Source organism: Mesorhizobium prunaredense (assembly GCF_900156895.1).
Taxonomy (GTDB): domain Bacteria; phylum Pseudomonadota; class Alphaproteobacteria; order Rhizobiales; family Rhizobiaceae; genus Mesorhizobium; species Mesorhizobium prunaredense.
Genome location: NZ_FTPD01000010.1, coordinates 84,031 through 105,330, shown reverse-complemented (window position 1 = coordinate 105,330; position 21,300 = coordinate 84,031). Strand labels below are relative to the sequence as shown.

Sequence of the window (21,300 nt, the reverse complement as noted above, 5' to 3'; positions counted from 1 at the left end):
CGCCAAGATCTGTTGCAAAGTTTTCGGGACCAGAGGCATGGCCTTCGGTGTTTCGCCGGAGAGTTCAGATGTTCAAGGGCCGCCGTTTCGACCAGTGCCTCGTCCTGCTTTGCGTTCGCTGGTGCAATCCGAGGTGGGGCTGGGACGTCTTTCCCCGCTTCTTCTTCTCTGAACCCGCGCTGTTCGGCCTCGGTCGAATGCTGCCCATCCTCGCCTCAGCGCTCGGCTTTCTCCTCGACGCTGCTCGCTTTCGCGCGCGTTTCCGTCTCGCCGCTGCCGTCGCGCGTCTCATACCGGCTGCTGCGCTCCATCGCGCTGATTGTGCATCTGCTCGTCATCAACAATCTCGCCTATCTGTATCCGACTATCGATGTAGGCGTGCCGTCTAGCTGCCTGCTGTCCGCGCGGGACCTGCTTATAGAACTCGTGCCGAAGCGCTACGCGCACGTTGCGCGGCGACCTGCGGGAGGGCGAGCGGGCGACGAAATTCGGGGGCCATTAACTGCGCGCTGGCCTCTCGCCTCATCAGCAACGTTCTGGATGGGCGTGCAATGCGCCGGTGCCGATCGGTACCGTGCAGCTTACAAGGGGCACGAGTCGAGGACCTCACCAAAAACCGGCGTCGGCTTGCTTTTTGAGGTCGTTGCACCGACGGGGTTGGTTCGATCCGACGCTGACCTGTGTGATTGGGGGGCTTGGGTACGAGCCGGTGCCGGACCGAACCGTCTGAGACAACGACGGTTATGTCTCGGCACATTGGGGCATGGGCTCGGGTAAAGTGCGGCGAACAACGTGTCAGAATATCACCAATCCGACGCCCGCTCGCAAACGTGATTGGAATAGCGCATGCTGTGGCGGCGTTGCCAATCGCCCAGGTGTCGCAGGGATGGCTACAAGTAGAAGCGGTCAACGATTGCACTCGATGGGTCAGGCGGACCTGATTTTAGGCTGAAACCAGGGAGGGGTCGTCCGCCTGTTTTGCTGGCACGCTAACCGCGCGCCGATTGACCTGGGGATCGATCGAATCGCCGAGCGCGGCCGCTCGCTGGCGTCAGTGCCGGCCAGCATCCATCTGCTCTGCGCGCCCGGCGCATCATCCGGAAGGACTGCGGAGAAGGGAGGCTGACAAAGTGCAGATCACCTGACGCGCCACAGCGTGCGAGCTCCGGGATTCCGGTGATGTCATGGTCAGCTGTAGCCAAGTCAAGCTCAGTTATGAAGCAGGCACATCGATATTGCGCCACAGCATAGTGGTTGCTGAGCATCTGCGCCTAGCACGGACAGAACCATCTTTAGGAACGTTACCGGGGCAAGAATGCAGTACGTACCGCGTGCTCTAAAAAAGGTATTCTAAACAGAGTGATGGGGCAGCCCCGCTACGGAAATCTTGTCCTAGTCCGTTTGAGCATCGACTCTTCAGATGGACCGGCTGGGTACCCGGCGCGGCCTGCACCCATCGAGGCCGCCAACCGCTGAGCAGAAAACCAGGCCTACGCTTTCCGGGACGGCGGACCTCGTCAGCCTCTCGAAAGCTTGCCTGAGTAGGTCGCTCATCTGATCTGTGAACGTGAGGCTAGCGTGAACCGGCACAAACTTAACATTCATTGTAATAGCCTGGCAGCAGGTACAGCACCCCGTATCGCAAGAGCAAGCGGACGGGCAGGGCAAGACGGCTTTGAGCAGCACTGGGGAGCGCTGGCTGGACGATTCTGGACGGGCAGCGGCCGGACAATGAGCCGCTGCCACTCGACAACCCCTTGCCGATCGGCAGCCGCTGCAAAACCTGCTGAGGGCTGATGTCGGCATCAACCCTAAGCCTCAGGTCCCTAGATTAAGACTGGATGAGATTATCGCCGTTCGACTTCCAGGGTAGCGGACGCGGGCCTTCGGCTGCACATCGGGAAGACGGTCAACGGCCTGGAAGAGGGCCGTGCGCTGTGTGCTGCGCAGTCGCCCTACTTCGCGGAAGCCCAGCCGACCCCTCATCGCATGTCGCCCTTGCGTCAACCGATGGTGCTAGGCCTCAAACGCTGCAGACCGGCAGCGCCGACCGACAGCCGCGAGACGTCTCGGTGACGGTTCCCGCCGCGCTCAGATTGCGGCAGCCAGATCAGTGTCCAATCCGCCGCGCTCGAGCTCTGATGACCGAACGCAAGCTCCAAGCTGCGGTACCAAAGCATCAGCCTCACAGTGCGACCTGGGGGTGAATATGCGGGCCCATCCAGGATGTGGATGCTTATGATCCGAACAATCGATTTGTTCAAGTCGCTTGTCGAAAGCTAACCCCTGCGAGCCATGGAATCGTGGGCTTTGGAGGGCGACGCTGGCCTGGCGAATGCAGGGGGCCGCACATAGGCAGGATCGATGCGCAGACGAATTGAAGTCAGAGTGGGTGGCATCTTTGGCTGCCAAACGAAGTATCAGCCCATCAACACGTCTTCACAGGTTCTACCCCGCCTACCGCCTACTGCAGGCGTGCAATTCGCATGACCCTGCCGATTAGCCGTCCCAAAGAGGATTACGAACCCTGCGATGAGTTGCGCGATTTCTGCTGTCGCCGTCTCAATAGTCTCGGTGACCTGTCCTACCATTGATAGGAGATGAAATGCGAACGCTATTCGTTGACCACCATGCGGATCTTACGCGAGCCGTGGGAGTTGCTCTCGGGGATAGCGGTTTCGCTGTTGATATCGTTCGCACACTGGAACAGGCATCGAGTGCATTTTCTTGCGCCAGCTATGAAGTTCTCCTGCTGGAGCTGGCTCTGCCGGATGGCAATGGCTTGGATTGGCTGAAGCAGCTAAGGAGTGAGGGACATTCAGTTCCTGCTCTCGTTCTGAGTGACGTCGACGATCTTGAGAAGCGAATTGCGATTTTCAACGGTGGCGCGGACGATTTTCTGCTCAAGCCCGTGTGTACCAATGAGCTCATTGCCAGAATGAGAGCCGTTCTGCGGCGGTCGGTGCAGATGACCGACCCCATCATTGTATTTGGCAATCTCCACTTCGATCCAATCGGCCGACAGGTTTCCGTTGCTGGTCATCCGCTGACGGTCGCACGCCGTGAACTGTGTATTCTAGAGCATCTGCTCAACCGTGCTGGCCGCATCGTGCCGCGTTCGCAGTTGGAAGATCACCTATATTCATTCAACGATGAAGTATCTGCCAACGCTCTTGAAGTCGGAATCTATCGCTTACGTGGATACCTAAGCAGGTCAGGCGCAACACCACGGATAAAAACCGTGCGCGGCATTGGTTACATTCTCGAATGTGACTAGCGCGACAGCCGTATAGTTGGCCGAATTTGAAAGAAAAGATCACCTTGAAAATCATTCCAACTGATCATCCTCACACCGATCGGCGGCCCCCACTCATCGTCAGCCCGAGACCTACTACTGTCTCTCCTTACTTGAGCCGCCTCCTCTACGCGGTCATTCTGTCATATCCAGTTTCTGCGCCGGCGCAAAACATCGAGGATAAAGGCACGCCGCCTGCCGCTTCCAATAGCCTCGATGGCACGCTGAACCTTTCCTCTTCGCTCGGCAAGACAGTTCATTTGCCCGCGCCAGCCACGACCATCTTTGTTGCTGACCCGACGATCGCGGATTATCAGGCAGCCTCGAACACAACCATCTTCGTCTTTGGGAAGAAATCCGGGCGGACCAGCCTGTTCGCCTTGGACGAAAAGGGCGAGGCTCTCGTCGCGTTGCGTATTGTCGTCACGCAGCCGATCGAGGAATTGCGCGCCATGTTGAGTGACCAGGTCGGCGACTCTTCAATCCACGTAAGCTATACGCCACGCGGCGCAATCCTTAGCGGTACAGCTCCCAATGCGGAGGTCGCGGACACCGCGAAAAGGGTCACTGAGCAGTATCTCGGTGACGGTGCGCAAGTCGTCAATAACATCAAGGTCGCCGGGTCCTTACAAGTTAATCTTAGTGTGCGGGTAGCGGAGGTCTCCCGTAGCGCCATGAAGGCACTCGGCGTTAACCTGTCCGCCTTTGGTCAAATCGACAATTTCAGAGTGGGCGTGTTAAGCGGCAGCGGCGCTGGCTCCGGTGCAGCGCTGGGTGGCGGTACAGCAGGAATCGGATTCGACAACGGTGTCGTCAACATCGGTGCGGTTCTCGACGCGCTCGCCAAGGAGCACATAGCTTCCGTTTTGGCTGAGCCGAATCTCACCGCGATGTCCGGTGAAACTGCCAGTTTTCTGGCCGGCGGCGAATTTCCAATTCCTGTCCTGCAGGAAAACAAGCAAGTGTCGGTTGAATTCCGTCACTTCGGCGTCAGCCTGGAATTCGTGCCGACCGTTCTCAACAACAACCGAATCAACATTCACGTAAAGCCGGAAGTCAGTGAACTGTCGTCCCAAGGTGCCGTTCAAATCAATGGTATTTCCGTGCCGGCAGTTTCCACGCGCCGAGCCGACACAGTCGTCGAACTCGCCAGTGGGCAGAGCTTTGCAATTGGCGGTCTGATCAGGCGCAACGTGAACAATAACGTCAGTGCGTTTCCCTGGCTCGGCGAAATGCCGATCCTTGGCGCTCTGTTTCGTTCCTCCTCGTTTCAAAAGGAAGAATCAGAACTGATTATTCTGGTTACGCCTTACATCGTAAAACCAGGCTCCAGCCCCAACCAGATGAGCGCACCCACGGACCGGATGGCGCCGGCTTTGGACGATTCTCCGGCAAATCCGCCGCGAGGCCGCGCTGCTGCCCGCACCGGCGCGCCAGGGGCCAAGCGCGGTCGCGGCTTCATAATCGAATAGGTGATCGAATGACTTTGCGGATCAAAGTTCTCCTAGTCGCCCTGACGGCCAGCGCAAGTGGCTGCACAAGCACTGCGCCGATCTATGTCGAGCCCCCTGCGCCAATCCTGATCCGGCCGGAGACCACCGTCCTGATATTAAAGAGCCTTCGCGCTTCCGAACGGCAGCGTTTGCGTGTTTTCCTTGACAGGACCAGTAGCGGCCGCCGCGATGCTCTTCACCTCCTTATCTGGGGCTCGTCCCGGCTCAGCGCAGAGGTGGTGCATCAGGCCAGGCAGATGGGTATCGACACTGACAACATCCATTTGCTCGACCAACACGATGGCGGCGCAGTCCAAGTAGAAGCAATTGTGTATCATGCCCGCCCACCTGCCTGTCCGTCGTATTCCGGTCCTTTACTCAGTGACAAATCCTTCGAAGAGCCGCTTGGCTGTTCGACACGACGTAACTTAGCTGCAATGGTCAACGATCCGCGCGATTTGATCGACAACAAGGCTGTCAAACCGAGCGATGGCGAGCGTGCGGCCATACCAGTTGCCACATACAGGACGTTCGGGGCGGGCAAAGGTCAATGACATGGGTCGTATGGTCTTAGCTCAGTAGAGTACGGCGCCGGCTCCAGTCTGTAAGATTGCCGTTGCTTTGATCTGGTGGTGAGCGCGGCCGTCACAATACACGATCGTGACCTGAACGAGATAGGGTGCCCCTCACCTCTCCAGGGCGCCCGGTGGCGCTGCGCTCATGACGTTACCTGGAGGCGGGGTGACTGCCATGCTGATTTGTGATCGCTCGAGAGGCATCCCGCTCCAACCACCCTCTTTAGAGCCAAAGAGCGCTGAGCGGCGTTCTTCATTTGCGGGTTAAAGGCGCGCGTACGCGACGGCGGCGTGGCTCAAGTGGCCAAGCGGGCATGATCTTGGCCGGTCGTGTCAAATCGGGATAGGGGGAGCCTCGCGGCTCCTCCCCTCCCACACCACCTACATACGGGTCCGTATTCGGCGGTTCGATGAATTGAGCGACCAAAGCCTCCTGTGAGGTATCGAGCGCCGGGATTTCACGACGTGCGTCGCCGAGCTGGCTTCGGTCCCTGCGTTTGCCGTTCCGTCGGGCTTCGCCGTCAGGTCTGGCGGGCAGGCCGGAGAACCGGTTTCTGCCGCATGGCCGTATCGAGACGCGCGGTACTACTTTCCACTTCCACCGTTCAGGCCTTCGCCGCAGGCAAACCCGGCTGCTACTATGCCCTCTGCTGACTTCTGCGCCGCGATCAGCGCGCCTCACGGCGGGCCTAGTCCGGAATTCCGGACACGGCGCAGATCTCCCGAGGTAAGATCGACCGCCTTCCCCGCACACCCGCCGAATTTACCACCCCGGTCCTTGGTGACCATGGACTTCGCGGTCATTGGCCCGCTCGTCCGGCCGGGTAGGCCTCATATCCGGTTCTTGTCCATCGGGTCGCGGGTTTGCTCCACGCTTCCTTCAGACCCCGCCTCGCGGCGACGCCCTTGCGCTTCGCTAACCCTTCGCCGCCATCAGGCTGGGTAATGGACTTACACCTCCAAGCTGTCGATCATGCTCGGCACACCAAAGCTGGCGCGGCTGTGTCGCCGCGCTCCACCGGCCCATGTTGCGGGCCGGTGGCCCCCACGGCCATCGGAGAAGCAGTTGCGGACGGGCACTGCGCCAACTGGTCAGCATGACCGCTCTTTTCCGGGTTCTTTTCTAGCCGATCTCACCTTCTTCTCTCAGGCTAAGTGTGAAAACGAACTCAAGGCCGAAGGATGAGTGGACTAAGCCCGGGCCTGCTGCGACCTAACCACGACCCTTAAGGCACGCCTGCCAAATCGCCTTGCGGAAAGGCAAAGGTTCCCCACAAGGTGATTGATAGGCCAGTGAAGCGTGGCGAAGGAAGTCGCACATTTGTCGTCAGGCCACGTTCTGGAATATTGGCAAGCCCATCGGGCTGGGGAGGCCGGCCGCTTGCATAGGGTCGGCCGGAAGGCGTGCTTGCAGGTTGGACAAATAGTCTTCTGCATAGCTTTGCGCCATGGAAATCGGCAGATCGATCCCGGCCGTGGCGGCCTCTTCGAGCGCCTTCTTCACCAGCCCGTTGCGTATTGCAAGCTTGACCTCGGGGCCTGCGATAAGGCTGAGCGCCTGCGCTCCGATATTGATGCCAGCGTCTATCAGCGCCTGCTTCATATTGCCTCCGGTAATCGCTGTGCGGACAAGATTTGCCGCTTGCGCCTCGAACGCGAGCGTCATCGACACGGCATCGGCCACTTGGCCCACGACCGGAATGAAGCTCAACAGACCCACCGCCGTCGCAGCCCAATCAGCCGCTGTCGAGTACACCTTGAGCACGTCGCCGACTGTGTGGATGAAAGCCCCGCCGTTCTTTTTGGCCGATTTGGTATCAGGCTGGTCCGCCCGGCCCGTCATCATGTCCGAGACGGCGTCCTGTTCCGCAGCAGTTTCGGGCGCATGGGTCTTTGGCTGCTGAACGGTTCGGTTCGCAGACGACATGCTGCTGTAGAAGTGGCCAAAATCTTTGTTGCTGATGTTACCGGAATCGACCGTGTGTCCGCCGCCGAAATCGAAGAAGGAATTGTGGGTCTTATAGCCCGTAATCGAATTGTTTAGAAGACTGAAGAGCAGAGGATCCGATAGCAGCTGCGAGGCCGCCTCCTTTAGTTTCGGATCTAGGCTCTTGTCTTGCGCCATGCTTGCGAGCTTGTCGCGAGTCAGGTCACCGTTCCCAAAGAATTTTTGCTGGTTGCTGTTGATCGTCTTAAGGGTATTCAGCTCGGTTTGCGTGAGGCTCATCGAAGATGAAGCGACTTGGAGAAAATCCTCTTTATGGACTTTGTCTATCGAGCCACCGTACAACTGCTTCCATTCATTCGGGTGACTGACGAAGTACTGAGCCGCCGCAATGACCTGTGGCGGACATTTGCCAGTTTTCGCGTCGCCGTCGACGATCTGCTTGAAATCAGCCAGACTCAGGTTCTTGGGCAGGTTTTCGGAGTACCGGTAAAGCTCGCGCGTCGCATCGTTCAAGGTCATAACCGACGGCTGCGCATTTCCAGTACTGTCGGATGGGATGTAGTTCTGCGCGTAGCTTTGCGCCTGCTGGCCCTGATATGCGGCAACTTGTGAGTGATGGCTTGAGAACTCGGACAAATCCTTGGCCGTGATCTTACCGCCACAGCGGCCATCGCCCTGCGAGCCGATCGCATAAAAAAGCTCTGGATCCTGCTGCAATCCCTCAATCGCCGCTTTCAGATCCGGTGGCGTAGAGGGATCATTGGCTTTATCCGTCAACGATTGCCAACTAAGCGGGCATAGGTCCTTGTGACGGTTCAGCACTGCCACGATCTGCAACTCGGCTTGGGACAGTGAGCCGCCGTTCCACGTGATTCTCTCGCTTTTTATGGGCGCTTCCGCAATGGGAGGGGGGGCGACCGCAGACTGCGGGCCTTGATCCACTGATTCGTGCGCAACGGGAGGGGGGGCGACCGCAGGCTGCGGGCCTTGATCCATTGATTCGATGGCTGCCCTCATGCTTGGCGGCAGCAGATCCAATGGGTTCTTGCGCAATTCTTCCAACGAGGATCCGACATCGGGCAACAGCGACTCCGATGTGTTCCGGCACAATTCCTTCATCGACGATTCGAGATCTCGTGGCAGCTGGTCCCGGAGTGGGAAGGGACTGGTGCCGTCTTGGTGCAGGTGAAGGGACAGCATCGCATCGAAGGACGATGCGTTTTGCTGCGTCTTTTCCAACGCAGATATCAGATTCAGACTACTGTACTGTAGGATATTCTGACTATTGAAAACGTTGCTTGTATCATTGATGGACATTGTGACTCCTCAGACATGAAATTGCAATCCCCCACAAGGGCGACGCCAAACGAGCTTTGACAGTCAGAGCTCGGCGGGACCAATACCCCTGCTGTTGTTCAAATTGCCTCGTTCTGCGCCAGCTCTATGTGCAATCCCAGCACAATGACCGGAGATATCGCTGAAGCTGGCGGTTGCCACCATGAGCGGTTTAGCTTTCGGCAAACTGACGAGTTCAGAGGAATTCACAATTTGGGGTGGCCGCGGTGTTGTTTTGTCCCGAAGCTGCGACCGCAAATATCATTTTTGGCGTGGCTCTGGCTTACCGCCAACGCCATCCTGCTGCGGCACGTCGGACGAATAAGCGGCTTCAGGTAATCCGTTGCGGACGACCATGGTGGAGGAACCCCGAAACAATGTCAGGACCGATTCGCTTGGCGGCGTTTCATGGACGCGCGGCTGCGCCTGTGCCTCCGCGACAAGACCGTTGAAAGTCTGCTCCACGAGCGCGGTGAAGCGCGGTGGACCGGAAACCAAAACGAGGCCATCTCCCGGCGCGGGTCTCACCACGTAGCGGTCATCGGTGATCTCAAGCTTGTCTAGGGCACCCTTAAACGTATCGAAGCGGATCGAAGTCAACACAAGCATGCGGGTTTGTGATTCTTTTGCGGCTGACACGTAGAGAACAAGCCCATCATAATACCATTGGAGACCGTACAAATTGGCCAAACGGTCGAGGAACTCGCGCGGTGGCAAATCCGGCATACTCCCGCGGATCCGCCCCTTCACCTCGGCGCTAATGTTGACTCGGATATTAAGGTTGTTGCCGAATTGCTGCAGCGCGGCAGAGAGATCCTGATCGAGAACCGTATATCTGTACGGCGTCTTGGAGAGGGATAAGGGAACGCCGAGAGTTCCGTTGGTTCCGGCGTAGAGAAAAAAACCGGCACACAGAAGTCTCAAAACGTGTGGGGCGATGGATCGGAAGAGCGCTCTCAACATTTCGCACTGATAAACCAGAGTCTGAAATCTGCACAAGTGACTAAGTCGCCCAGCATGACTTTTCGATGACTAACAAACCTCGGTTAGTCAGCTTGTCGTCAGCTCGGCCGCCTAGACGTTGACCCGATAACGAATGATGAAGGGGCCGGGTTCGCTCGGTCAAGAGGAAGCTATCGAGTCTTTGCATGATGATGCCTATCACGTCGATCACTACCAGTTTAGCGGACTGTCTCCCCAAGACCGGGTCACCCTCGTTCAGCGAGCAGGCCCAGTTTGAGCGCGCGTTGGCGCACGCGGCCGACTCGCTGAAAAACGATGCCGCCTTGGCATCACCCACGGTGCCAGTTGCTCCAGCGATGGGTGTTCAACGCGCGGCTACGCAGATGAGTCCCCTGGGCGACCGCGTGGTGCAGATGATTTCTGCGATCTACCCAGACCGTGCTGTTAATTCGGCTGCGCTCGACCAGCAGGTAGGCCTTTTGAAGGGCGCTCTACATGGACCGCAGAAGCTTCCTGCCGAAGGTGATGCGAGAACCGGAATGTCCGGCGTTCCGCAGGGAGGGCATGATTTCGAAACGATGATTGCTGGTCTGCGGGATATGTACAATGGCGTCACCCAGGTTGGTCTTCTTTCCAAAGGTGTCAGCGGCATCACCTCATCCGTGAATAAACTTCTAAAGGAAGGCTGAACCGCGCGTATGATTGGCTTAGCCGAGAAAATCATGCGTAGCACGTCTTGCCGGAGATCACTTCGCCTTGTCGTACTGCCACTTCTCGTGGCCCTCAGCGGTTGCAAGGTCGATCTCTACACGCAACTGCAGGAGCGCGAGGCGAATGAAATGCTCGCCCTTCTGATGGACAACGGGGTTGCTGCGGTCCGGGTCGCCGGCAAGGATGGGACCAGCACAATCCAGGTTGACGAAAAGCTGCTCGCCTACTCAATCAACCTCCTGAATGGCAAGGGATTGCCGCGCCAGTCCTTCAAGAACCTCGGCGAGATTTTCCAAGGATCAGGCCTGATTGCCTCGCCGACCGAGGAACGTGCCCGTTACGTCTATGCGCTCAGCGAAGAGTTGTCTCGTACGATCAGCGATATCGATGGGGTTTTGTCTGTACGTGTCCATGTGGTTCTGCCGCATAATGACCTTTTGCGAGCAGGCGCCACGCCGTCCTCGGCCTCGGTTTTTATCAGACACGACGCCAAAGCTGAACTCTCTGTTTTGCTGCCGAAGATAAAGATGCTCGTGGCCGACAGCATAGAAGGATTGTCCTACGATAAGGTCGAAGTGGTTTTGGTGCCGGTGGAGCGTTCCGCGCCTGAGCAACGGTCCGTGCCGGCGACTGTTTTGGCCCAGCCATCCAGGCTCGCTCCAGCGCCCCTTCTGGCGACCGTGATCGGTATTGCCGCAGCTGTATTCGCAGTGGCGTGCTACGTCTTAGCCGGCGCCCTTAGCCGCCGGCACAGGCAATCGTCGGGCGAACTTTCCAAGGTCGAGCGGCGGTCGGGTATTTCCGCCCTCGAGGCCATTCGCAAAAAGACCCCGGCGATAGCGCCTAAATGACATGTCGATGCCAGTGCCGGTAAAAACCGCCCAACTCGACGGCTCGTTCCAATTGCATGCCTTGGACCGGAGCGAACTTGCTGCTTCGGTCCATCCGACTCGTCTTGGCGCGCGTCTTGATCCGGCGTTATCGGCTGCTACGATGGCTCAGTTGCAGAAGTGTCCCAGACTGCAGCGAAGACTAACGGAATTGTTGCTCGACAATGATTCGGAGTCGAATGACGTTGACTGGGGGCCGGACCTTCTGCGCGGTAATGATCCGCATCGGGCTGCCCTCCTTGCAGGTAGTGTATGGCATGCCCGTTCGCTGCTTAAGCTTGTCTCTCAGCCTGACCTCACAGTGCTTATTGAACGTATCGGCGCTGATGCCCATGCGTTTGGAATCCGACATCTGGCGCATGCCATTGCGGACAGATTGATCGCTGATCCGGAAAAACTCGCGCACCAAATCGAACACGATGGACACGCCTGCCTTGGTGCCTGGCTCCATCACAGTCCAGTGATGGAGCGCAACCGCGTGCTTCTACGCTTGCCCGTAGGGACCGCCGCCGACAATCCAGAGCCTAAGCACAGGGACGCCGCAGGCCAGTTGTTTTCGCTTGTAGTAGGCCATTTTGAGGCGGAGAACCCGCTGATATGACAGCGGATATTTCCGTCGCGCCGGCAGCGCCGCAGATGCGCCCATTGGGGCCGCTGATACCGGCGAGCGAGCTCGAAATCTGGGATAATGCCGCAGAAGCGTGTGCCGCCGCAGAACGGCATCAGCAGCGCGTACGCAGTTGGGCACGCGCGGCGTATCAGCGTGAGTTGGCGCGCGGCCATGCCGAGGGCTTGGATGCTGGCGCCGAGGAAATGGCAGCGCTGATTTCGCAGGCGGTCGCCGAAGTCGCACGACGAAAGGCGGTTCTAGAGCAGCAATTACCGCAGCTCGTGATGGAAATACTAAGCGATCTTGTGGGAGCATTCGATCCGGGCGAACTGCTGGTCATGGCTGTTCGTCACGCCATTGAGCGCCAATACAGCGGCGCAGAAGTTTGCCTCCATGTGTGTCCGACGCAAGTGGACATGCTTACGCGAGAGTTTGCCGCATGCGACGGACAGGATGGTCGTCCAAGGGTTCGGATCAAACCGGATCCTACGTTGTCGCCGCAACGGTGCGTGCTGTGGAGCGAGTACGGCAATGTCGATCTGGGCCTTGATGCGCAGATGCGCGCGTTGCGTCTCGGCTTCGGGACGCTCTCTGAAAAAGGCGAACTGTGAGCACGCAGGTATCAGAACATAATCACGACGCTGCGATCTGCCCTGCCGATCCGGCGATCTCGTCTTTGAGAGCTACGGTAAAGCGGATCGACACGCGCGTCGTGCGCGGCAGGATCACGCGGGCTGTTGGCACACTGGTCCATGCCGTCTTGCCAGACACTCGTATTGGAGAACTTTGCCTCCTACAGGACCCGCGGACCGGACTGTCGCTCGAAGCCGAGGTGATCGGCCTGTTGGATGATGGCGTACTGCTGACGCCGATCGGCGACCTGGTCGGCCTCTCCAGCCGCGCGGAAGTCGTCGCCACTGGACGAATGCGTGAAGTACCCGTCGGCAACGATTTACTTGGCCGCGTGATTGACAGTCGTTGCCGTCCACTGGATGGCAAAGGCCAAATCAAAACCGCCGAGACTCGGCCGTTGCACGGCAGAGCTCCGAATCCAATGACAAGGCGCATGATTGAGCGGCCCTTGCCGCTCGGGGTCCGTGCCCTGGATGGTCTCCTGACGTGCGGCGAGGGCCAGCGAATCGGTATTTACGGCGAGCCAGGTTGTGGCAAGTCGACGTTATTGTCACAGATCGTAAAAGGTGCCGCCGCTGACGTTGTCATAGTCGCGCTGATAGGCGAACGAGGACGTGAAGTTCGTGAATTCATCGAGAGGCATCTCGGGGAGGAGGGCCTTCGCCGTGCGGTCGTTGTTGTTGAAACATCCGACCGCTCGGCTGTTGAGCGGGCACAATGTGCTCCGATGGCGACAGCGCTCGCGGAATATTTTCGCGAACAAGGGCTACGCGTTGCTCTCATGCTGGATTCGCTGACACGCTTCTGCCGCGCCATGCGTGAGATAGGCCTTGCTGCGGGTGAGCCGCCGACGCGACGGGGCTTTCCTCCTTCTGTTTTTGGCATGCTGCCAGGCCTGCTAGAGCGCGCTGGCATGAGTGAGCGTGGCTCAATCACCGCTTTCTATACCGTGCTTGTAGAAGGCGATGGCACAGGTGATCCAATCGCCGAAGAAACGCGCAGCATTCTCGATGGCCATGTCGTCCTCTCGCGCGCTATTGCGGCGCGATCGCATTTCCCTGCTATCGATGTACTGCAGAGTCGCAGCCGCGTAATGGATGCGGTCGTTTCGGCGACACATCGCAACTCAGCATCCTTCTTTCGTGAACTCCTCTCGCGGTATGCCGAGGCCGAGTTCTTGATCAACGTCGGCGAATACAAGGAAGGCGGCGATCCCCTGACGGACCGGGCTGTCGCGTCAATCGACGAACTGAGGGAGTTTTTGCGCCAGAGCGAAGACGAAGCGTCAGGGTTTGAGGAAACGGTAGCATGGATGTCGCGTCTGACCGCGTGAATCACATTCAGTCTTCGAGGTTACGGCTCCTGAAGGAAATGCAAGAGCGTCGTGCCCTTAGTGAGCTGTCCAAAAAGGAAGCCCAGCGCCATATGGCCACCTTAGCAGCACAGAATGCCTCCCGAGAGCTTGCAATGGCACAACAACATTGCTCAACGGCCGAAGCAGCGCTCTATCAGGAGCTGATGACGCTCGATGACTTGTCTAGCGCCACCCTCGACCGGCACCACCTCCATATTGAGTGCCTTGCGGCTGAGATCACTCGCAGGCGGCAGATGCTTGTTAATGCGCGCGCCGCCGAAGAAAAGGCCGAGTTAGCGGCGTCCGTGACGAGGGACCTATGGGTCGCATGTTCGGCGGCAACGCACAAATGGCGCCAAATAGAGGACGACGTCCGGCGCGCCGTTGAGATCCATTCGGAGGCCGCAGGCGAGATCGAGGCCGACGATGAGATATTGGTTCGATTTGGGAGGGGTCCGCTTTCCCAGGTCGCGAAAACGGATTCGATAACCCGCAGGTCCTCCGAATGATAGAACGGTGCAGTTTTTGGCAGCCGCTTTGGTGAGACCCCCTCTATTGGAGCCAGCGCTGACACTGTCCCACGAGGTCGCCTCGTGGCTCAATGACACTGCGGCTTCCCGCAGGCCGTTTCAGACCCGGATCAACGACGTGCCGCTGTCGGTGCGTATGGCAGGGCTTGTCTGGCAAGAGAATTTTGCCGCCATTCCAATGCTCGACTGCATTTGTAGGGTCGGAGCTGATGCGGTCGTGCTGTCGATATCGCGGTCGCTTGTAGAGGGGCTCATCGCAACAGTGCAGAATGGGCTGACTCTCCCTTCCGAGCCAACGGCTTCACTCATTGTTGAACTTGCACTTGAGCCACTTATTGCTCGACTGGAGTATAGGACACAGCTGAACGTGCAGCTCGTGCGCGTGTTTGAAGCCGCGACACTGGCTCCTTATCTCGAACTGGATATCGACTTAGGCCCGGTCAGTGGCAAGGGTCGTCTGTTCCTGTTCTCGCCTCTTGATGGCTTGGTGCCGTCTGCGTTTCGCGCTCTGGGCGAACTGTTTGGCCAGTTACCGCGACAGCCGCGCGGATTACTTTCAGACCTCCCGATCGTGGTTGCAGGAGAGATCGGCACGCTGCGCGTTCCTGCGGCGATTCTTCGAAAAGCATGTGCCGGTGATGCTCTGTTGCCGGACTTGGCGCCGTTCGGCCGCGGCGAGATCGCCCTATCTTTTGGCCAGTTGTGGGCCGGTGCTGATCTTGAGGGCGACCAGCTAGTCCTGCACGGGCCTTTCCGCCCGCGTTCCTATCCTTTGGAGAATGCGCATATGACACAACTTGGATCGCAACTAGGGCCGACGGATGATCTCGATGATATCGAGATCATGCTTGTCTTTGAATGCGGTCGCTGGCCTATTCCTCTAGGGGAATTAAGAAGTGCCGGCGAAGGGCATATTTTCGAACTTGGACGGCCGATCGAGGGTCCGGTCGATATACTTGCCAATGGTCAGTGTATCGGGCGTGGCGACATCGTGCGCATTGGAGATACGCTGGGCATCAGGCTCCGTGGCGGGTTGGGATGCAATGACTGAGCTCCAGCCGCCAATCCTGGCGCTTCTCGCAGTTACCGCCGGACTGGGTCTGCTGGTTTTAGTAGTCGTCACGACCACGGCCTTTGTAAAGGTATCGGTTGTTCTTTTCCTCGTCCGCAATGCGCTCGGGACTCAGACGATACCACCTAACATAGTGCTGTACGCCGTGGCATTGATCCTCACCATGTTCGTTAGCGCGCCCGTTGTTGAACAGACCTATGATCGGATGACCGATCCGAAGCTACATTATCAGACGTTCGACGACTGGGTAAGCGCCGCCAAATCCGGGACCGAGCCCCTGCGTGATCATCTTAAGAAGTTCACAAATGAAGAGCAGCGACAGTTTTTCGTCTCGTCGACCGAAAAAGTCTGGCCAGAGGAAATGCGTGCCAAAGCCACAGCTGATGATTTGTCCATTCTGGTCCCATCTTTTCTAATTTCAGAGCTAAAGCGCGCGTTTGAGATCGGATTTCTTCTTTATCTTCCTTTTATCGCTATCGATCTTATTGTCACGACAATTTTGATGGCGATGGGTATGTCTATGGTATCCCCAACGCTTATATCTGTTCCTTTCAAACTATTCGTGTTCGTCGCTATTGATGGCTGGTCGAAATTGATGCACGGACTTGTGTTGAGTTACACGATACCGGGAGGTTGATCATCGCTGAATCCAGTATTGTCACTCTTATGACCCAATCGTTGGTGGTGTTCATGATCTGGATTCTGCCCCCGCTCATTGCATCGGTGATCGTTGGCTTGGTCATTGGCATCATCCAGGCGGCAACGCAGATCCAGGATGAAAGTTTGCCACTCACCGTGAAGCTTCTGGTTGTTGTCGCGGTTATTGGCTTGTTTGCGCCTGTGCTGAGCGCACCGCTGATAGAGCTAGCCAACCAGATCTTTACCGAGTTTCCCGCCATGACACTTAGCTACTAGTCTCCGCCATGTATGCGTCACCGGCCGAGATTCAAATCCTGATCCATACGGCTATCGAACTCGTTATAGCAGCCGGTCTTGCCGCAGCGCGCGCGATAGGCATTATGATGATCCTACCTGTATTTACACGTTCTCAGACCGATGGGCTGATCCGCGGCTGCCTGGCTGTTGCCTTCGGATTACCATGCCTGGCACACGTCAGCGAGGGGTTGCAGGCGCTGGATCCTGAAACACGTCTGATCCAGGTAACTTTGCTCGGATTGAAGGAAGTTTTTGTCGGCGCACTACTTGGCACCTTCCTTGGCATTCCCTTATGGGGACTTCAGGCGGCCGGTGAGTTTATCGACAACCAACGCGGCGTCACCAACCCGTCCGCCCCGACCGACGCCGCGACGAACAGTCAGGCTTCCGCCATGGGAGTCTTTCTCGGGATCACTGCGATTGCCATCTTCGTCGCATCAGGGGGGCTGGAAACTGTGGTCAGCGCCCTTTATGGCAGCTATTTGATCTGGCCCGTGTATAGGCTCCACCCTACATTGAGCACGCAAGGAGCAATGGAGGTATTAGGGCTCCTCGACCACATTATGCGCACGGCTTTATTGGTGTCTGGGCCCGTCGTGTTCTTTATGACGCTGATTGATGTATCCATGATGCTACTGCGTCGCTTTGCGCCGCAATTCAAACTGACCCAACTGTCCCCGACGATCAAGAATCTTGTCTTTCCGATTATCATGGTCACCTACGCTGGCTATCTGGTCGAGGGTATGAAACTGGAGATCACACAAGCGAATGGCGCGCTCGAGTGGTTCGATAGATTGCTAAAATGAGCGACTCGAGTGAAGAGAAGACACACGCCGCCACCCCCAAGAAGCTAGACGATGCACGCAAAAAAGGGCAGCTGCCACGTAGCTCCGATTTCGTTCGCGCGGTCGGCACTTGCGCTGGTCTCGGGTACCTATGGCTAAGAGGCAGCGCGATCGAAGACAAATGCCGCGAAGCGCTACTATCTGTCGACAAGCTGCAGAACCTGCCATTCGACTTCGCGGTCCGGCAGGCGCTGGCTGTGCTTGGCGAACTCACCTTGGCAACTGTTGGCCCGCTGCTTGGAACGCTTGTCGCGGCGGTGCTTTTGGCTAGCTTATTAGCCAATGGTGGATTTGTTTTCTCTCTTGAGCCAATGACGCCCAACTTCGAGAAAATTGATCCTTTTCAAGGGCTGAAGCGCTTGGCGTCTGCGCGTTCGATGGTCGAACTCGGCAAGACGCTGTTTAAGGTATTCGTTCTCGGCGCAACCTTTTCCTTTTGCCTTCTCGGCATGTGGAAGACGATGGTCTATTTGCCGGTCTGCGGCATGGGCTGTGTGGGCCTTGTCGTTACAGGGGCAAAACTGCTGATCGGAATTGGCGTCGGCGCACTTCTGGTCGCCGGCCTGATCGATCTCCTGTTGCAGCGTGCGTTGTTTCTGCGCGAAATGCGGATGACCAAGACTGAAGTCACGCGCGAGCTGAAGGATCAGCAAGGGGCGCCAGAGTTGAAGAGTGAACGACGTCGCATTCGCGACGAGTCAGCTGACGAACCTCCCCTTGGTGTGCATCACGCCACGCTGATCTTCAAAGGAACGGCGATACTGATCGGTCTGCGTTACGTACGCGGTGAAACCGGGGTGCCCGTCCTGGTTTGCCGCGCCGAAGGCGAGCGGGCTTCACACCTGCTTAGCGAGGCGCGGGCGCTACGTCTTGAAATTGTCGACGACCATGTCCTAGCGCATCAGCTCATCAGCAAAACGCAACTGGGCAGCCCCGTTCCCATGCAATATTTCGAGCCCGTGGCGAGAGCACTCTTCGCCGCAGGATTGGCCTAGATCTAGAGCCGTTCAGTTTTGACTGAATCGATGCGAATTCCCATGCGGTGACTTTGTGATTCAAGATGCTGGCTGGAGTGAAGGCCAGCATCCGATGACGCGACCTCTTCGAATGATTCGTGAGCGTGTGTAAGGGCGATCGAGGCCGGCGACAGCTGCCGGTCGGTGGCGGCCCGGTTCGGCATTGCCGTTTGATCGGCGGTGAAGTGGGCGCAGCGCTACCATTCGAGCGGATCTGTGGCACCCGGCAAGATGGGTGGCCGTCGCAAGCGTGTTCTGGAACTGCATCGCGCGTTCATGGTGGAGCGGCTCAACCAGACGCCGCATCTGTCGCTGCATGGGCTGTGGCGGAACTGGCGGCGCGCGGGGTGAAGGTGTCGCATGACACGGTGTGGCAGTTCCTGAGGCGCGAGGGCCTGCGGTTCAAAAAAACCCTATTCGCCCTTGAGCAGGCCCGATCCGACATTGCCCGCCGGCGGCAGCGCTGGCGTTCCTTTCAGGCCGGCCTCGATCCGGAGCGGCTGGTCTTCATCGACGAGACCTGGATCAAGACCAACATGGCCCCCCTGCGCGGCTGGGGTGCCAAGGGCAAGCGCCTGCGCGGCTTCGCTCGCACGACCACTGGCGCACGCTGACCTTCCTCGGCGCGCTGCGCTGCGACCGGCTGGCGGCCCCTTTCGTCTTCGACGGACCGATCAACGGCGAGTGCTTCCGCGCCTATGTCGAGCAGCAGCTCGTACCCGTGCTGGAGCCCGGCGACATCGTCGTCATGGACAATCTCGGCTGCCACAAGTCGGCCTCGAGCCCGAGCTGGCCGTCACGCTCCGACAGTCCAGGGTCGGTTGCGGACCGATTGCAACGCGCGGATGAAGTTGCTCTTGCCGACCTTTTCTCACCTTCGATGAGGATGCTCTCGCCCATCTCGACATCGATCTCTGAGAAATGCGCACACTCCTAATGGTTGATCGCTGCGATTGGCTCGCTCGGCGTTGTCGGTGCACCGCGCCATCAACTCCTCAAAAAACATTCGACGCCGTCGAAGAGCAGGCCATCGTCGACCATGCGCGCAGTCGCCACCAAGCGCTTTCAGCGCTTCGCCGGCCGGCACGAGGCGTAAGCTTCAATTGACTGCAGCCACATAATCGATCGGTTCACAATCGGCCGCCTTCTCAGCGAAGAACATTGCCTTGTGCGCGCGACGGCATCCGCCAGGTCCCGATTGGCGAACGCGGTTTCCGTAAGACCTGGTTCCAATCGCACCAAGCCATGCGAGTGACGGGCGACGCGCTCGCCACGTAGGCGCTCTGCAAGGAGAAGACGTGCATCGACATAGCTTCTCCCAGAACGTTTGCTCAGCGTGCATCACCGAGGTCGGGCCGTTGGAAAGACGACCTCCTCGGGGCCGCAGGCGTCGCAGACGACATCGCGCATGCTCGCAGGCTCGCCGGTCGAGCGCGGGCCTAATTCGCGCATGACGCTGGGCGCGACATAGCCCGAACCGTGGTCGTCGCCTCATAGTCGATGAACAGCATCTCGCCTTCGATGCGAACCGCCGCCGCTAGTTCCTCTCTTGCCAGAGCCTCGGCAATAGTCGGCTGCGCCGTTCCGGCCACCCAGTCAGGACGGCGCTTTCGTACCTCGCTCGACCAATGCGAGATCGGCGCTTCTTGGCGGAGCCACATCAGGAACCGAAACCACCGTCGTCGACGGTGACAACAATTAATGCACTTGCGCTAGATCGGAGCCTGATTTCAACAAACGCTAACGGCAGTTCGGATTTTCGTCCGCATCGGGGAGAACGCGTCGTCAGCTAGTCGTCAAATAAACCGACTACCTAGGGCTGTGGCCAACCAGCCTCAACTTAATGCTAAACACAGGAGTACGATATTATGTATGGTCGAATTGGTGGCTCGTCGGATAGGCACTACACGCGTGGTGCCAACGGGCAAATGGATGCACAAACCCAACAGTGCGCAGATATGTTTGCCCGCATGGACTTAGCTGGATCGGATTCCAGTGGCGGCTCATCGGCGGCGGCTACGCAAGCGTATTCCCTTCATTCCAGACCTCCGGTGGTAGAGATCGACAAGTTTTCTTTCACAGACGAGGTGATCAAGTTTCATGGCAAGAACATCAAACACATCGCCAACAATCCGCAAGAGTATTCGGAATTCGTATCCGCACGGGCAAGACGCACTGCGGAGGTTGCTAAGAAATACGGCCGCCGTTGCGATACGGAGGAAGCGCGGTATTTCAGTTACCAATTGGGAAACCAGAGTGCCGGACTAATGAGAACGGAAGGCGGGTTCAGCATGACTGAGTTCGAATCCGAAAAATGGCGGAAACAATTTCCTGGCCGAACTGAGATCACCTCCGTAGTGGATCTTCAGGTCGCTCATCCACTCGTCGAGAATGCAGGCGATATTCTGCTGGAGCATCAACTTCGGATAGACGGCGAACGGCCTTTGCTCAATTGGCGTGCGGATAATCCAGAAGCACAAGCCCGCGCAGCGAGTATGGGGTTTGTTGAGGTGGAGGATGGCGGGATGGTCCTTGACCCTACCCAGCATCCCGAAAAGTGGACGAAGAACAGTGCCGGTGAATGGCAGCGTGCAGACAAACCGCCGCGCTATCTTTGCAAAACTGGGGATAGCGAGAGCAGTCATGTCGAGAGCTCACCAAGTTCATCCAGATACTCATACGAGGATGACTTCATGTGATCAGCCGGCGCCGCGGGCCTTGCAAACGTCGCCGCGCGCTCGGTCTCTTAGGACGATTGAATCCGAGTACTCTTGCGGATTGTCAGCGGTCGGTTCGATTCGTCCCGTAAAAAACCCTCCGGTGCGGATGCCTGGTTCCAACACCCTGCCGCCGCGCCAGGGGAGCGGCAGCAATCCAGCCAGCTCGCCCGGAGGATGAACGCGGCATGAATGCGCATAGCGGCTTCAGCAGGCGAGCGAATCGTATTCGGGGCGGGACACCGCCTCTTCGCGTTCAGAACCGGGCTGGTGTCAGCCTCCCCAATCCGTCTTCCCCGGACAACATACCATTGGCGAGTTTGGATCTGCTGAAGCGGGCGAACCAGATCGGTTAAGCCTGCTCCGCGCTCGTTGCC

General features: G+C 58.0%; 18 protein-coding genes and 2 pseudogenes. 17 read left to right on the top strand and 3 right to left on the bottom strand.

The genetic code is table 11. The annotated features are described in order from the left end of the window. Window positions 1-68: 68 nt before the first annotated feature. The 4 genes from BQ8794_RS34560 to BQ8794_RS09890 all read left to right on the top strand — a co-directional run bounded on the left by BQ8794_RS34560 (window position 69) and on the right by BQ8794_RS09890 (window position 5,342). The gene (locus BQ8794_RS34560; RefSeq protein ID WP_143744512.1) at window positions 69-389 is read left to right on the top strand and encodes a hypothetical protein; all 321 of its coding nucleotides are present in this window, start codon (window positions 69-71) and stop codon (window positions 387-389) included. Window positions 390-2,605: 2,216 nt separating this feature from the next. After that, window positions 2,606-3,277: a winged helix-turn-helix domain-containing protein gene (locus BQ8794_RS09900; protein ID WP_008874770.1), complete on the top strand. Its 672-nt coding sequence runs from the start codon at window positions 2,606-2,608 to the stop codon at window positions 3,275-3,277. A gap of 44 nt (window positions 3,278-3,321) precedes the next feature. Beyond that, window positions 3,322-4,767 carry a type II and III secretion system protein family protein gene (locus BQ8794_RS09895; protein WP_077376430.1) on the top strand — a complete coding sequence of 482 codons (1,446 nt, stop codon included), beginning with the start codon at window positions 3,322-3,324 and terminating at the stop codon, window positions 4,765-4,767. An 8-nt stretch (window positions 4,768-4,775) separates the two neighbouring features. Beyond that, window positions 4,776-5,342 (top strand): CpaD family pilus assembly lipoprotein, encoded by a 567-nt coding sequence (locus BQ8794_RS09890; protein ID WP_077376269.1) that lies wholly within the window; start codon window positions 4,776-4,778, stop codon window positions 5,340-5,342. A 1,348-nt stretch (window positions 5,343-6,690) separates the two neighbouring features. Here BQ8794_RS09890 and BQ8794_RS09885 read toward each other — a convergent pair. Next, window positions 6,691-8,628 (bottom strand): HrpF/NolX family T3SS translocon protein, encoded by a 1,938-nt coding sequence (locus tag BQ8794_RS09885; RefSeq protein WP_077376266.1) that lies wholly within the window; start codon window positions 8,626-8,628, stop codon window positions 6,691-6,693. A gap of 279 nt (window positions 8,629-8,907) precedes the next feature. Next, window positions 8,908-9,609 carry a nodulation protein NolW gene (locus BQ8794_RS09880; RefSeq protein ID WP_077376263.1) on the bottom strand — a complete coding sequence of 234 codons (702 nt, stop codon included), beginning with the start codon at window positions 9,607-9,609 and terminating at the stop codon, window positions 8,908-8,910. A 185-nt stretch (window positions 9,610-9,794) separates the two neighbouring features. Between BQ8794_RS09880 and BQ8794_RS09875 the strand changes: the two genes are divergently transcribed. The 12 genes and pseudogenes from BQ8794_RS09875 to BQ8794_RS34235 form a co-directional block, all read left to right on the top strand. Further along, window positions 9,795-10,298: a nodulation protein NolB gene (locus BQ8794_RS09875; protein WP_077376260.1), complete on the top strand. Its 504-nt coding sequence runs from the start codon at window positions 9,795-9,797 to the stop codon at window positions 10,296-10,298. Between the two features lie 33 nt (window positions 10,299-10,331). Then, entirely contained in the window at window positions 10,332-11,171 is an 840-nt protein-coding gene (sctJ, locus tag BQ8794_RS09870) for a type III secretion system inner membrane ring lipoprotein SctJ (protein ID WP_280174573.1), read from the top strand. 1 nt (window position 11,172) lies between these two features. After that, window positions 11,173-11,811: a nodulation protein NolU gene (locus BQ8794_RS09865; RefSeq protein WP_077376257.1), complete on the top strand. Its 639-nt coding sequence runs from the start codon at window positions 11,173-11,175 to the stop codon at window positions 11,809-11,811. Further along, complete coding sequence (sctL, locus tag BQ8794_RS09860) at window positions 11,808-12,431, top strand: type III secretion system stator protein SctL (protein WP_008874780.1); 624 nt, start codon at window positions 11,808-11,810, stop codon at window positions 12,429-12,431. Before BQ8794_RS09865 ends, sctL begins: the two co-directional genes overlap by 4 nt. Then, on the top strand, window positions 12,428-13,786 hold the full coding sequence (gene sctN, locus BQ8794_RS09855) for a type III secretion system ATPase SctN (protein WP_077376254.1): 1,359 nt from the start codon (window positions 12,428-12,430) through the stop codon (window positions 13,784-13,786). The genes sctL and sctN overlap by 4 nt, the downstream gene beginning before the upstream one ends. After that, complete coding sequence (locus BQ8794_RS09850) at window positions 13,762-14,316, top strand: hypothetical protein (RefSeq protein WP_077376251.1); 555 nt, start codon at window positions 13,762-13,764, stop codon at window positions 14,314-14,316. The genes sctN and BQ8794_RS09850 overlap by 25 nt, the downstream gene beginning before the upstream one ends. A gap of 7 nt (window positions 14,317-14,323) precedes the next feature. Beyond that, complete coding sequence (sctQ, locus tag BQ8794_RS09845) at window positions 14,324-15,388, top strand: type III secretion system cytoplasmic ring protein SctQ (protein ID WP_077376248.1); 1,065 nt, start codon at window positions 14,324-14,326, stop codon at window positions 15,386-15,388. Then, window positions 15,381-16,046, top strand: coding sequence for a type III secretion system export apparatus subunit SctR (gene sctR / locus BQ8794_RS09840; protein ID WP_077376245.1), 666 nt, complete (start codon window positions 15,381-15,383; stop codon window positions 16,044-16,046). Before sctQ ends, sctR begins: the two co-directional genes overlap by 8 nt. A gap of 29 nt (window positions 16,047-16,075) precedes the next feature. Next, window positions 16,076-16,324 carry an EscS/YscS/HrcS family type III secretion system export apparatus protein gene (locus BQ8794_RS09835; RefSeq protein WP_077376427.1) on the top strand — a complete coding sequence of 83 codons (249 nt, stop codon included), beginning with the start codon at window positions 16,076-16,078 and terminating at the stop codon, window positions 16,322-16,324. An 8-nt stretch (window positions 16,325-16,332) separates the two neighbouring features. Further along, on the top strand, window positions 16,333-17,151 hold the full coding sequence (gene sctT, locus BQ8794_RS09830; protein ID WP_077376242.1) for a type III secretion system export apparatus subunit SctT: 819 nt from the start codon (window positions 16,333-16,335) through the stop codon (window positions 17,149-17,151). Next, window positions 17,148-18,185 (top strand): EscU/YscU/HrcU family type III secretion system export apparatus switch protein, encoded by a 1,038-nt coding sequence (locus BQ8794_RS09825; protein ID WP_077376239.1) that lies wholly within the window; start codon window positions 17,148-17,150, stop codon window positions 18,183-18,185. Before sctT ends, BQ8794_RS09825 begins: the two co-directional genes overlap by 4 nt. A 94-nt stretch (window positions 18,186-18,279) precedes the next feature. After that, window positions 18,280-18,981, top strand: a pseudogene (locus BQ8794_RS34235) (IS630 family transposase); the annotation flags it as partial. Between the two features lie 174 nt (window positions 18,982-19,155). Here BQ8794_RS34235 and BQ8794_RS37330 read toward each other — a convergent pair. Continuing rightward, window positions 19,156-19,834: pseudogene (locus BQ8794_RS37330) on the bottom strand (nucleotidyl transferase AbiEii/AbiGii toxin family protein); the annotation flags it as partial. A gap of 240 nt (window positions 19,835-20,074) precedes the next feature. Here BQ8794_RS37330 and BQ8794_RS09805 point away from each other — a divergent pair. Further along, window positions 20,075-20,905: an effector protein NopP gene (locus BQ8794_RS09805; protein WP_167378691.1), complete on the top strand. Its 831-nt coding sequence runs from the start codon at window positions 20,075-20,077 to the stop codon at window positions 20,903-20,905. The last annotated feature ends 395 nt before the right edge of the window (window positions 20,906-21,300 follow it).